14 protein-coding genes are annotated in these 11,959 nt (G+C 74.6%); 5 read left to right on the top strand and 9 right to left on the bottom strand.

The window, feature by feature from the left end:
• Positions 1-52 precede the first annotated feature (52 nt).
• Positions 53-1,015 (bottom strand): UTP--glucose-1-phosphate uridylyltransferase, encoded by a 963-nt coding sequence (locus AB0M79_RS12470; protein WP_364211555.1) that lies wholly within the window; start codon positions 1,013-1,015, stop codon positions 53-55.
• Positions 1,016-1,024: 9 nt separating this feature from the next.
• Positions 1,025-3,343, bottom strand: a complete 2,319-nt coding sequence (locus tag AB0M79_RS12465) for a diguanylate cyclase (RefSeq protein ID WP_364211552.1) — start codon at positions 3,341-3,343, stop codon at positions 1,025-1,027.
• 84 nt (positions 3,344-3,427) lie between these two features.
• Here AB0M79_RS12465 and AB0M79_RS12460 point away from each other — a divergent pair, with 84 nt between their 5' ends.
• From AB0M79_RS12460 to AB0M79_RS12450, 3 genes are all read left to right on the top strand, one after another.
• Positions 3,428-4,057: a 5-formyltetrahydrofolate cyclo-ligase gene (locus AB0M79_RS12460; protein ID WP_364211549.1), complete on the top strand. Its 630-nt coding sequence runs from the start codon at positions 3,428-3,430 to the stop codon at positions 4,055-4,057.
• 104 nt (positions 4,058-4,161) lie between these two features.
• Positions 4,162-4,539, top strand: a complete 378-nt coding sequence (locus AB0M79_RS12455) for an FmdB family zinc ribbon protein (RefSeq protein ID WP_364211546.1) — start codon at positions 4,162-4,164, stop codon at positions 4,537-4,539.
• A 203-nt stretch (positions 4,540-4,742) separates the two neighbouring features.
• Complete coding sequence (locus tag AB0M79_RS12450) at positions 4,743-5,276, top strand: flagellar biosynthesis protein FlgA (protein WP_364211543.1); 534 nt, start codon at positions 4,743-4,745, stop codon at positions 5,274-5,276.
• Between the two features lie 84 nt (positions 5,277-5,360).
• Here AB0M79_RS12450 and AB0M79_RS12445 read toward each other — a convergent pair whose 3' ends face one another.
• On the bottom strand, positions 5,361-5,558 hold the full coding sequence (locus AB0M79_RS12445; RefSeq protein ID WP_364211963.1) for a hypothetical protein: 198 nt from the start codon (positions 5,556-5,558) through the stop codon (positions 5,361-5,363).
• 100 nt (positions 5,559-5,658) lie between these two features.
• On the opposite strand from AB0M79_RS12445, the gene AB0M79_RS12440 reads away from it, so the two are divergent.
• The gene (locus AB0M79_RS12440; RefSeq protein ID WP_364211540.1) at positions 5,659-5,991 is read left to right on the top strand and encodes a translation initiation factor 2; all 333 of its coding nucleotides are present in this window, start codon (positions 5,659-5,661) and stop codon (positions 5,989-5,991) included.
• 4 nt (positions 5,992-5,995) lie between these two features.
• Here AB0M79_RS12440 and AB0M79_RS12435 read toward each other — a convergent pair whose 3' ends face one another.
• A complete protein-coding gene (locus AB0M79_RS12435) occupies positions 5,996-6,478 on the bottom strand; it encodes a DUF2231 domain-containing protein (protein WP_364211537.1) in 483 nt (160 codons plus the stop codon).
• Positions 6,479-6,584: 106 nt separating this feature from the next.
• On the opposite strand from AB0M79_RS12435, the gene AB0M79_RS12430 reads away from it, so the two are divergent.
• Positions 6,585-7,463 (top strand): oxygenase MpaB family protein, encoded by an 879-nt coding sequence (locus AB0M79_RS12430; protein WP_364211534.1) that lies wholly within the window; start codon positions 6,585-6,587, stop codon positions 7,461-7,463.
• Between the two features lie 9 nt (positions 7,464-7,472).
• On the opposite strand, the gene AB0M79_RS12425 is transcribed toward AB0M79_RS12430, so the two are convergent.
• The 5 genes from AB0M79_RS12425 to AB0M79_RS12405 all read right to left on the bottom strand — a co-directional run bounded on the left by AB0M79_RS12425 (position 7,473) and on the right by AB0M79_RS12405 (position 11,886).
• Positions 7,473-8,309: a PD-(D/E)XK nuclease family protein gene (locus tag AB0M79_RS12425; RefSeq protein WP_364211960.1), complete on the bottom strand. Its 837-nt coding sequence runs from the start codon at positions 8,307-8,309 to the stop codon at positions 7,473-7,475.
• Positions 8,310-8,461: 152 nt separating this feature from the next.
• Positions 8,462-9,076: a MarC family protein gene (locus AB0M79_RS12420; protein WP_357543669.1), complete on the bottom strand. Its 615-nt coding sequence runs from the start codon at positions 9,074-9,076 to the stop codon at positions 8,462-8,464.
• A gap of 25 nt (positions 9,077-9,101) precedes the next feature.
• Complete coding sequence (locus AB0M79_RS12415; RefSeq protein WP_364211530.1) at positions 9,102-9,980, bottom strand: PHP domain-containing protein; 879 nt, start codon at positions 9,978-9,980, stop codon at positions 9,102-9,104.
• Positions 9,977-11,254 (bottom strand): hypothetical protein, encoded by a 1,278-nt coding sequence (locus tag AB0M79_RS12410; protein WP_364211528.1) that lies wholly within the window; start codon positions 11,252-11,254, stop codon positions 9,977-9,979. Before AB0M79_RS12410 ends, AB0M79_RS12415 begins: the two co-directional genes overlap by 4 nt.
• On the bottom strand, positions 11,251-11,886 hold the full coding sequence (locus AB0M79_RS12405) for a SigE family RNA polymerase sigma factor (RefSeq protein ID WP_364211525.1): 636 nt from the start codon (positions 11,884-11,886) through the stop codon (positions 11,251-11,253). Before AB0M79_RS12405 ends, AB0M79_RS12410 begins: the two co-directional genes overlap by 4 nt.
• Positions 11,887-11,959 lie beyond the last annotated feature (73 nt).

The raw sequence follows: 11,959 nt of genomic DNA, 5'->3' as shown, positions 1-11,959 counted from the left end.
TCGTCACGTTCAGTGACCACGTGGCCGGCACCTGACCCGTCGGGCTGGCCTGTCATGTGCCGGGCCCCCGGAACGATTCGGAGCCGGCGAACTGGCCGAGCCACTCGCGGAACGCCGGGCCGATGTCCTCGCGCTGGACGGCGATCTGCACGACCGCCTGGAGGTAGCCCAGCGGCATGCCGGTGTCGTAGCGGGTGCCGCGGTAGACGATGCCGTGCACCGGCAGGCCCTCGTCGAGCAGCGTCTGCATGGCGTCGGTGAGCTGGATCTCGCCGCCGCTGCCCGGGCCGGTCCGCCGGATCGCCTCGAAGATCACGCCGGGCAGTACGTACCGGCCGAGGACGGCGAGGTTGCTCGGGGACTCGGCCGGTGCCGGCTTCTCCACCAGGCCGGTGACCCGTACGACGTCGGCGATCGCGTCGAGGCCGTCCTCGGCCGGGGCGACCGAGGCGATGCCGTACCGGTTGGTCTCCTCCGGGTCGACCTCCATGAACGCCAGGACGATGCCGCCGGTGCGGGCCTGCAACTCCAGCATCGCCGGCAGCAGCGGCTCGGCGAGGTCGACGAACTCGTCGCCGAGCAGGACCGCGAACGGCTCGTCGCCGACGTGCGACTCGGCGCAGCCGACCGCGTGCCCCAGCCCGAGCGGCTCGTGCTGGCGGGTGGTGAAGATCTCGGCCAGCTCGCTCGGCCGGCGTACGGCCTCCAGCCTCTTCTTGTCGCCCTTCTCGGCCAGCCGGGATTCCAGGTAGGGCTGGCGGTCGAAGTGGTCCACCATCGATGTCTTGCCCCGACCGGTGACCAGCAGTACGTCCTCGATGCCGGCCGCGGCGGCCTCCTCGACGATGTACTGCAGGACCGGCCGGTCGACGACCGGCAGGAGTTCCTTGGGTACGACCTTGGTCGCCGGCAGGAATCGGGTCGCGAGTCCGGCAGCCGGGATGACGGCCTTCACCGCCCGCCGTCCGGTCGCTGGACTGGTGGTCGTTCCTGGGTTGGCTGCACGCTCCGACATTCCGCGAGACTATCGGCCGCGGCTCTGTCGTGGCGGTTGTGGCCCGGATGACGCGCCGCCCGGCCCATCGGCGGACCGTCCACCCGCGTGGGGGACGCCGTCGTCCGGTGGCCGCGGGCCGACCGAACCAGCGATTTTCCCCGGTTCCGGTCGCGGGCCCGTCGACGCGACCCGGTGGGTGTCGCGTCCGGCCGCCTTGGCCGCGTAGAGCGCCTCGTCGGCGGCGTCGAGCACCTGGTCGCCGGTCGCGCCGTGGTCGGGGTATACGGCGATTCCGATGGAGACGGTCACCGGGATGCTGGTCGGCGGGGCGCCCAGGTGCGGTTCGATCGGGACCGGTACGTCGCGTACGGCGGCCGCCAGCCGCTGGGCGACGATGGCCCCGCCGGCCGCGTCGGTCTCCGGCAGCAGCACGACGAACTCCTCGCCGCCCTGCCGGAAGGCTAGGTCGACCTCCCGGATCTCGGCCCGCAGCCGGCGGGCGAACTCGGCCAGGACGGTGTCGCCGGCCGCGTGCCCGTGGGTGTCGTTGACGTGCTTGAAGCGGTCGAGGTCGAGGGCGAGGACGGTGAGCATGCGCCCGAAGCGGTTGGCGCGTTCGACCTCGCGCCGGATCGACTCCTTCAGGTAGCGGTAGTTCCACAGCCCGGTCAGCGGGTCGGTGAGCGAGAGCCGCTGGGCCTCCTCGTGCACCCGTACGTTGTCGACGGCGACGGCCGCCTGGCCGGCGAACGTGCGCAGCGTGACCAGGTCGGTGTCGTCGAACTCGTCGGAGCCGAGCCGGTCGTAGAGGGCGAGGACGCCGAGCGCGGTCGGCAGCGTCGGCGGCCACAGCCCGCCGGGCAGTCGCCCGGCGGGAACCCCGGTGGCCGGGGCGTCGGTGGCCGGCCCGGGTGCCGAGAAGGGTACGGCCACGTAGGTGCGGCAGCGCGGCTCGTGCGTCGACAGGTGTGGCCCGTCGCGGTCGACGCGGCCGCGGCGCGGCTCGCCGGTGGCGGCGACGGCGCCGAGCAGGCCGCTGCCGAGCGACACCCGCAGGGCCGCCGGGTCGTGGTCGGGCCGGCCGGGCCGGTCCTGGAGCGCGACGGCGACACCGACGACGGCCCCGTTGGTGCGGACGCCGGCCTTGCCGGCGCCGGCCTTCGCGGCGCCGGGCCGTCCGGTGAGGCCGACCGGCCAGCGTTCGTCGAGTCCCTCGGCGCACTGGCCGACCAGGAGTCCGCTGGCCGGGTCGAGCAGGAGCACCACGCCGGCCCGGGCGCCGGTCGCGGCGAGCGCGGTCTGGAGGATCACCTGGAGGATCCGTTGCAGGTCGTGGGTGCTGGACAGGGTGTCGCCGAGCACCGCCAGGTGTCCCCGGAGCTGGTCGCGGCTGGCGGTCAGGGCCTGGACGTACGACTGCGTCTCGCGGGTCATCCGGTTGAACGTGGTGGCCAGCCGGCCCACCTCGTCGTGCCCGTGCACCGGCACCCGGGCGGCGAGGTCGCCGTCGGCGACCCGGTCGGCGGCGCGGGCCAGTTCGGCGAGCGGCCGGGTGGTCGAGCGGGCCAGCCACCAGGCGGCGACGACGGCGGCGAACCCGGCGGCCAGGACCGCGCCGATCAGCACCACGTAGAGGCCCTGCGGCTGCCCCCGGGGCACGGAGAGCGCCAGCGGCAGCGGCTGGCCCGGTGACGGGTTGATCCGGCGGACGTACCGGCCGGTGCCGGTCTCGGCGATGGCGTCGCCCTCGGCGCGTGCCGCCGCGTCGAGGACCGCGTCGACGCCGGTCGCCGGCTCGGTGGTGTGCCGTACGGTCGGGGCCGCGACGCCCGGCAGGAGGGTGACGCCGGTGCCGGTCGCGGCGGCCAGCCGGGAGAGGAAGGCGTGGTCGAGGACCTGGGTGACGACCACCTCGCCGATCAGGGCGCCGCTCTCGGCGCGCATCTCGACGCGTACGGCGATCGCCTCGTAGTCGGCGTCCGGGGCGGTCTGCGCGGCGCAGTCGGCCCACGGCTGGGGTGGGTTGCCGGCGGTGGCGAAGGCGGCGCGGCCGTCGGCGTCGCTGATCAGGACCGCCGAGACCAGCCCGCGGGCGACCAGTTGGCTCGCGGTGCCGGCCCGGCGGGCCGGGTCGGCGGGTACGGCCACCGCGTCGGCCGCGGCGTGCATCTGCTGGCAGAGGGCGCTGACCGAGGTGCGTACGGTGGCGGCGGCGGTGTCCAGCCGGTCGACGGTACGTTCGTAGCTCACCGCGGCGACGGTCGTACCGACGAAGACGGCGCCGAGCAGCACGGGACCGAGGACGACCGCGAGGAAGGCGGTCGTCAACCGTCCACGCAGCGTCACTCTTCCCCCCGGAGGTTCCGCACCCGTTGGTGCGATGCTGACACAGACGGACCTTTCAGTTACGGCCTGTTGCAGGAGCGGTCGATGTCGGATTTGTCGAATGGAGCGAACGCGGCGCGCCGCCACAAGACGGACATCCGTATCAACGTCCTGGCCCGCCGTCGGTCACTGCCGGCGGCGCTCCGATCGGCCGCCGCCGGCCGCGTGCAGGCTGGCCTGGCCGACCTGGTACGGCGGCATCGGCCACGGACGGTGACCGCCTACGTGCCGGTCGGTTCCGAGCCCGGCGGACCCGACCTGCCGGAAGCCCTGCTGGCGATGCTCGCCGCCGGTGGCGCGCCGGGGTCGAGGCTGCTGCTGCCGGTGCTGTGCCCGGATCTCGACCTCGACTGGGCGGAGTACGCCGGTTCGGAGCCGCTGGTGGCCGCCGGGCGCGGATTGCGCGAGCCGGCCGGGCCGCGCCTCGGGCCGGCCGCCGTCGGCGCCGCGGACCTGGTGGTGGTGCCGGCGGTGGCGGTGGACCGGCGGGGGCTCCGGCTGGGCCGCGGCGGCGGCTCGTACGACCGCGCGCTCGCCCGCGTCGCCCCGGCGACCCTGACCGTGGCGCTGCTGCACGACGGCGAACTGCTGGACGCCGTACCGGCCGAGGAGCACGACCGTCCGGTCCACGCGGTGATCACTCCCAGCGGCGTACGGCGGCTCCCGGCCGGCTGAGTGTCGCGCCCCACACTCCCGCTGGACGAATCCGGTGCGGATAGCGCACCATTGGCACTCGAACGCGTCGAGTGCCAACCGATGATCATGATCCGGAGGAGACAGTGCCCACGTACCAGTACGCCTGCACCGCGTGCGGCCACCAGCTCGAGGCGGTGCAGTCGTTCGCCGACGAGCCGCTGACCGAGTGCCCGGCCTGTGAGGGGCGGCTGCGCAAGCTCTTCAACTCGGTGGGCATCGTCTTCAAGGGTTCCGGGTTCTACCGCACCGACTCCCGGTCCGGCTCGTCGGAGTCGGCCACCAGCGGCAAGCCGGCCAAGGCGGAGTCGTCCGGTTCCTCGGGCTCCGGGTCGAACGGCTCCGGCGGCAAGGACTCGGCCGGCTCCGGGTCGAAGGAGAAGCCGGCGTCGAGCGGCACCGCCTCCAGCGGCTCCAGCTCCTCTTCCGGCGGCTCGTCGTCGGCCGGCAAGGCCGCCACGTAGCGGCTCGGCCGAAGCGGCACCCGCCGGCTCGGGCATAACAGATCGACCCGGCCGACGGGGGTTGTCCACAGGAAGCCCCGTCGTCCACAGGCGGACGGCTCGGTCCAACGGGACCGGGCCGTCGGCGTCTAGCGTCCCTGCCGACCGGCGGCCCACGGTCCCCCACCGCCAGCCGTCGAAGCCGGTCGGAGGGAGGCACCCCGATGTTCCGTCGCACCCGGTCCGGCGACGCCGACGGCGCGCTCACACCGGTCCGCTGGCCAGGCCGGCCCCGTCCGGCCAGCGTGCTGCGGGCCGCCCTGGTCGCCGTCCTGCTGGCGCTGGCCGCCGCGGTGTTGACCGCGCGGGCCGACCCCGACCGCACGGCCGCCTGCGGCCCCCCGATCGCGGCAGACCCGACCGGACCACCATCCGGCGGGTCTTTCCCCGCCCCGGACGCCCCACCGGGCCGGCTCGCGGTGCCCGCCGGATCGGTCGGGGTACCGGTACGGCCCGCCGAACCCGCCGCTCTCGCCGTCGTACGCCCCGGCAGCCGGATCGACCTGCTGGCGCTACCGGCCGGCGCCGGGGCACAGCCGGCGCCGGAACCGCTCCGGCTGGCCACCGGGGCGCTCGTGCTCGACGTCGTGGCGGTCGACGGCGCCACCGCCCTCTACCTGGCGCTCACTCCGGACCAGGCGAACCGCACGCTCGGTATGCCCGAGACGACCCGCTTCGGGGTCGTCGTGCCACCCTGATCGACCGGATCCGGCCCGGCTCAGTCCCGATATCGACCGGCCCCTGGCCGACTCAGTCCCGATATCGACCGGCCCCTGGCCGGCTCAGTCCCAGTAGTGCGGCGGGCGCTCGGCCAGCAGCCGGTCGTCGTTCGATCCGGGCCGCTCGCCCCAGCCCCGGTCGGTGTCGTCCGCGGTCTGCTCCGGCAACACCACCAGCTCGTCCTCGCCGAACTCGACCGTCCGGTCGTCGGCGTCGATCCGTACCCGCGCCGGCTCGGTCGCCGCCGCCCCGTCCGCCATACGTGCCGATCTGTCCACGGCAGAAAGCGTACCCAGCCACGGGCCGGCACACCGAACGTCAGCGGGTCCCGACGGCGACCGGTTGGTAGCGTCAGTCGGCGTGACGACGCCCAGCGGTGACCCGACCGACCACGAGTACTGGCGCCGCCCCGCCGACCTCGAACCGGGCCAGCCGGCCCCACGGCCCGCCGCGCCGGCCGCCCCCGGGACGCCCGGCTACCAGGGGCCGCCGCCGACCACCCCGGCCACGACCGGCTGGCGGCCACCCACCGTCGTCAACCCGATGGCACCACGCCAGCTCCCGTCGCAGGACCAGGATTCGATCGACGCCGACGAGCGCGGCGCCCGCACGCTCACCTACGGCATCGCGATGGTCGGCGGCGCCGTACTGGTCATCGTCATCTGTCTGCTCTGCTCACGGGTGCTGTTCTGAGCCGTCAGACGACGCCGCTCCAGACCGCCTGCGCACCGGTCTCCCCGGTCAGGTAGACGTAGATCATCGTCACCACACCGAAGATCGTGACCAGCACCGCGAGCACGGTGGGCACCCATGCCGGCACGTGGGGCCCACGCTCGCCGCGGGTGGTGAGGAACACCAGCGCCCCGATCGCGATCGCCAGCGCCAGCGAGAACCAGAAGGTCAGGTCGCCGTACGCCTGGTGCTCGTTGACCTTGTCGAGGATCTCCTGGCCGTAGCCCGCCGTGATCAGGCGTTCCTCCAGCGCCTCGCCGGAGATCTTCGAGAACAGCGCCGACACCGGTGCGGCCACGGCCAGCAGCACGGCCGCCCAACCGATGCGGGTGCGTGCCCTCGGCACGAACCCGTAGACGATCCCGACGACGGCCAGCAGCGGCACGAAGACCACGGCCGCGTGCACGAGCAACGGGTGGGCCGGCAGGCCCATGAACTCATCGAACACGGACGCCTCCTGGGGGGCGGATACGACGTGACCCTTCGACGTTCTACACGATGCGACGGGGTCCGACGGTTCACCGCGTCGGCGCGGCCGTGGCAGTCTTGGTCGCATGGCTGCCACCGATCCCAGCGACGACGACCTCGGCCTGTTCGGTCCGGGTTCGGTGACCTGGCGGGTACACCAGGAGCCGGTGCTGCTCGTCGCCGGGCTGCGTTCGCTCTACCTCCAGGCGCTGCACCCCCGGGCGGTGGCCGGGGTCGCCCAGAACTCGAGTTACCAGAGCGACCCCTGGGGGCGGCTGGTCCGCACCGCCACCTACGTCGCCACCGTCGTCTACGGCAGCAGCACGCAGGCGCGGGACGCCGGCCGGCGGCTGCGCGGCCTGCACGCCCGGATGCGGGCGGTCGACCCGGCCACCGGGGAGACCTTCCGGATCGACGAACCCGACCTGCTGCGCTGGGTGCACGTGACCGAGGTCGAGTCGTTCGTGACCACGGCACGCCGGGCCGGTGCCGCGCTGACCGACGACGACGTCGACGCCTACTACACCGAACAGCTGCTCGCCGCCGAACTCGTCGGCCTCGACCCGGCGACCGTGCCCGGCACCGCCGCACAGGTCGCCGACTACTACCGGCAGGTACGCCCCGAACTGCGCCTGACCAGGGACAGTGCCGAGACGATGGTGTTCCTCACCGCCCCGCCGATGCCGCCGCTGCCGTGGAAGATGGGTCTGCCGCTGCGGTTGGCGGTCGAGCTGGGGCCGCCCCGGTGGGCATACCTCGGGCTCGCCGGGACCGCGATCGGGCTGCTTCCCGCGTGGGCCCGCCGGCTGTACGGCGGGCTCGGCCTGCCGACCACCGACCTGTCGGCCGACCTTTCGGTGCGCGGCCTGCGGCTGGCGCTGAGCGCGATCCCGCGCCGTTACGTCGAGGGTCCGATCTACCAGGCCGCGATGGCCCGGGCCGCCCGGCTCGGGGCGGCCGCCTGAGGCACCCGGTCAGGCGTCGGGGGTCAGCAGGCGCTCGACGGCGGCCCACTGCTCCTTGACCGGTGCGTCGGCGCCGGCCGGGCAGTGCCGGCGGTAGTCGCACCAGGTGCACAACGTGCCCGGGTTGGTGGGGAACGCCTCGTCGGCGTCGCCGCCGTCGGCCACCACCTTCTCGGCCGCCATGATGTCCCGGGCGGTGTCCTCGGCCCGCCCGACCTGGCGGGCGATCGACTCCGTGGTGTGCTCGTGCGCCGCGACCGTGCCGGTCGGCAGGTGGTGCAACTCGACCCGGCGGCACGGGCGGCGGAAGACCCGCTCGGCGGCGTAGGCGTACAGCGCCAGGGCCTGGGAGCCGCGCGCGTCGTCGGCGTCGGTGCCACTACGGCCGGTCTTGTAGTCGACGATCACCAACTCCGGCTCGCCGTCCGGGCCGGGCCGCGAGTCGATCCGGTCGGCACGGCCGTTGAAGGCCAGCACCGCGGTCTTGACCGCGACGACCCGCTCGACGCCGAGCGGGTCGGCCCCGGGCTCGAGCCCGTCGACATAGGACTCCAGCCAGTCCAGCGCCCGCCGGAACAGCTCGCGCTCCTGCTCCACGTCGCGGTAACCCTCCCGGACCCAGGTGGCCTTGAGCAGGCCGGCGACCGCACCCGTATGGCGCCGGTCGGCCGGCAGCGCGTACCAGTTACGCAGCGCGGTGTGGACGCTGGCGCCCAGCGAGTTGTGCGCCCACGGCGGCCCCTTCTGCGGCGCCGGCCGGTCCACGTAGGAGTAGCGGTAGCGGCGCGGGCAGTCGGCGTAGGTGCCGAGCTTGCTCGGTGTGCACACGAACAGCCGCTCCGGCATCCCGTCGAACCCGAGCTGCTCGGGCTGGCCGCCACGCGGCCGGGGGGTGGCGCCCCGCGAACGGGACGAACTGGTCGGGGAAGAGGTCGGCCTGCGCACGCCCCGATCCTGCCATCCGGGTCCGACAGGCCGGGCACAGCACGCCCGGCCGGTCACCCCTGCTGGACGTACTGGGTGACGAACGCCGCCACCGCGTCGGCGATCAACTGGACCGCGATCGCGGCCAGCAGCAGGCCGGCGATCCTGGTCAGCACCTCGATGCCACCCGGCCGCAGCACCTTGACGATCCCGCCGGAGAAGCGCAGGGTCAGCCAGACCACCACCATCACCGCGACGATCCCGCCCCCGATCGCGAGATAGTCGGCCGCCCCGTCGGCCCGCTGCACGAAGAGCATGGTCGCCACGATCGCGCCGGGGCCGGCGAGCAGCGGCGTACCCAGCGGGACCAGGGCGATGTTCGCGGTCGCCTGCTGGTCGGGGTCGTTCGCCTTGCCGGTCAGCAGTTCGAGGGCGACCAGGACGAGCAGCAGCCCACCGGCGGCCTGCAACGCCGGCAGGTCGATGTGCAGGTAGTCGAGCAGCGTCTGCCCGGCGACGGCGAACACCACGATCACACCGAGCGCCAGGGCCACCGCCTGCCACGCGGCCCGGTGCCGCTCGCGGCGGGGCAGCGTGCTGGTCAGGGCGACGAAGATCGGCACCATGCCCGGCGGATCCGTGATCACCAGCAGGGTCAGGAAGACCTCGCCGAACAGTTTCAGATCCATCCGGTCAAGGTAACCGCAGACCGGCTCAGCCGACCGGCGGGACGCCGCGGGCCGCCGACACGATCCGCTCGTACGCGTCGGGCGCGGTGGTGTGGGCGCCGAGCCGTACCGTCTTGTGGCTGCCGTGGAAGTCCGACGATCCGGTCACCACCAGCCCCAGCTCGGTGGCGATGGCCCGGACGTGGGCCCGCTCGGCCGGTGAGTGGTCGGTGTGGTCGGCCTCCAGGCCGAAGAGCCCGGCCGCCGCCAGTTCGACGATCAACTCGTCGGGCACGATCCGCCCGCGCCGGGTGGCCCGCGGGTGGGCGAAGACCGGCACCCCGCCGGCCTCCCGGACCAGTCGTACGGCGGTGAACACGTCGATGTCGTCCTTCGGCAGCCGGTAGCGTTCCCCGAGCCAGCGCGGCTCGAACGCCTCGCTCGTGGTGGCGACCAGCCCGGCCCGGATCAGGGCGGTGGCGATGTGCGGCCGGCCGACGGTGCCGCCGGCCGCGTAGCCGCGTACCTCGTCCCAGGTGATGTCGACCCCGTCGGCACGCAGCAGTTCGACGATCCGCTCGCCGCGCGCCTCGCGGGCGACCCGTACCCGGGCCAGTTCCGCCGCCAGCGCGCGGTCGGTGGGGTCGAACAGGTATGCCAGCAGGTGCAGCGGGATCGCCGTGTCGGGCCCGTACCAGCGGCAGGAGATCTCGGCTCCGCGGACGAGGGTCAGGCCGGCGGGGCGCGCGGTGGACGCCGCCGCCCAGCCGGCGGTCGTGTCGTGGTCGGTGAGCGCGACGACGTCGAGCCCGGCCCCGCTGGCGGCCGCCATCAGTTCGCCCGGGGTCAGCGTGCCGTCGCTGGCCGTGGAGTGGGTGTGCAGGTCGATGCGGGCCGGCGCCGGTGCCCCGGTACCGGCGGTCACGACCGGCCGGACCGGTCGGCGGCGGTGATCGGCTTCGCGGTCATCCGCGGCACCGGCTGCCAGTCCGCGCCGGCATCGGGGGGCAGCGAGACGACCTGCTGGGTGCCGTCGGTGCGGCACTGCACCACGCCGCGGTCGTCACCGGCCACGACGGTCATGTCGTCGGCCCAGACGGCCGGCACGGTGCTGCGGACCGGGCAGCCGACGGTCGCGTAGTCACCGGTCAGGGCCGCGTCGATGTCGACCAGGGTCAGCCCGTCGGCGGCCGGCGCGACCAGCCAGCCGCCGCCCGGGGCCAGCCGGCCGGGGGTGAACTCGGCGCGCAGGCCGAGCGTGCAGGCCCCGGAGCGGTCCACCCGCAGCCGTTGGGCCCGGCCGTCGAGGGCGGCCAGGCAGAGGCCCCGGTCACCGGTGCGGATCAGGGCGGCGACGGCTCCCCCGGCGGTGCCGTAGATGGCGGTGACGTCGAGGTTCCAGGACGGCCGGTAGGGGCCGGTCGGGTCGAGCAGGTCGTAGCCGCGGGAGTGGCCGACCCGTCCGGCGACCACCACCCGCCGGTCCAGGAACGCGACCGGCACGGTTCCGGGCGGCACGTCGGTGGTGGACCGGACGGACAGCCCGTCGGCGGTCAGGTCGGCGACCCCCAGCGCCCCGTCGGAGACGTACGCGAAGCGGGCGCCGTCGGAGCTGACGGTCCAGCCGTCGCCACCGCCGCGCAGCGGCACGCTGTCGCCGTCGGGCCGCAGCAGGCGGACGTTGGTGGCGCCGCCGTAGACCCAGCCCACCGGGACCCGGTAGGCGCGCAGGACCTCCCCCACACCGGACAGTGGCAGCCGGCGGCCGTCGGTGGTCCACAGTTGATCGCCGACCCGCAGGTCGATCCCGATCGTGGTCTCGCGGTCGGGCGCGTGCATCAGGACGGCGGCGTCGGCGCCGGGGACGACCGCGGCCGGGGACGGTGGTGGCGGTGCCGCCGGGGCGCCGGTCGGGACGACGTGGCCGGTCGGGGCCGGCGCCGGCGTGCTTTCCAGGCCCAGCCGGTGTGCGGGCGGGTCGTCCGGCTGCCACCAGGACCGGCCCGGGGCGACGCCGGCCGCCACGAGCACCAGCACCAGGGCCGCTCCGATCGACGCGCCCGCGCGGCGGCGACGCCGGACGGCCGCACCGTGCCGGATGGCCCGGTCCGCGGCGTCGGCGGCCGGCCGCCCGCCGTACGGGCCGGACGTCGCCCGGTCGGCGAACATGTCCCGCAGGTCTTTCTCGATCCTGCTCACCGGCCCTCCAGAGTGGCCGGACCGGCACCGGCCGCGAGCACCGCCGGCCGGATGCCGGACGCGACCGGGGGCCGGCTGCGGGGCGCGGCCGGCGACCGCTCACCGGTCGGCTCGATCACCTGGTCCGCCGGCCGTCGCACCCCGTCGTCGGCCAGCCGCCGGCGCAGGGTGGACAGTGCCCGGGAGGTCTGGCTCTTGACCGTGCCCACCGAGATGCTGAGCATCGCCGCGGTCTGCGCCTCCGAAAGGTCCTCGTAGAAGCGGAGTACGAGCACCGCCCGCTGGCGGGCCGGCAGCATCTTGACGTGCTGCCAGAGCGCGTCGCGCTCCAACTGCTCCTCGATCCGGTCCGGGGCGGCCCGCTCGGGCAGCACCTCGGTCGGACGCTCGCCGTGCCAGCGCCGCCGCCACCAGCTCGTCGCCGTGTTGACCAGGACCCGGCGGGCGTACGGCTCGACGGCCTCGATCTCGCCCAGCCGCTTCCACGCCAGATAGGTCTTGGTCAGCGCGGTCTGGAGCAGGTCTTCGGCGGTGGCCCAGTCGCCCGCGAGCAGGTAGGCGGTGCGCAGCAGCGACGACGAACGCGTGGCGACGAAGTCGCGGAACTCGTCCTCCACCCGCTGCCCGCTCACCTGCCGCCCTTCGCTAGCGCTTGTGCGGAAAGGCTTTCACGAAGCGCCGGCCGGCACCAGGGAGGAGCGTTCC

Source organism: Polymorphospora sp. NPDC051019 (assembly GCF_040683055.1).
Lineage (GTDB): Bacteria > Actinomycetota > Actinomycetes > Mycobacteriales > Micromonosporaceae > Polymorphospora > Polymorphospora lycopeni.
The sequence above is the reverse complement of the archived record's forward strand: the minus strand, read 5'-3'. Positions and strand labels throughout refer to the sequence as shown.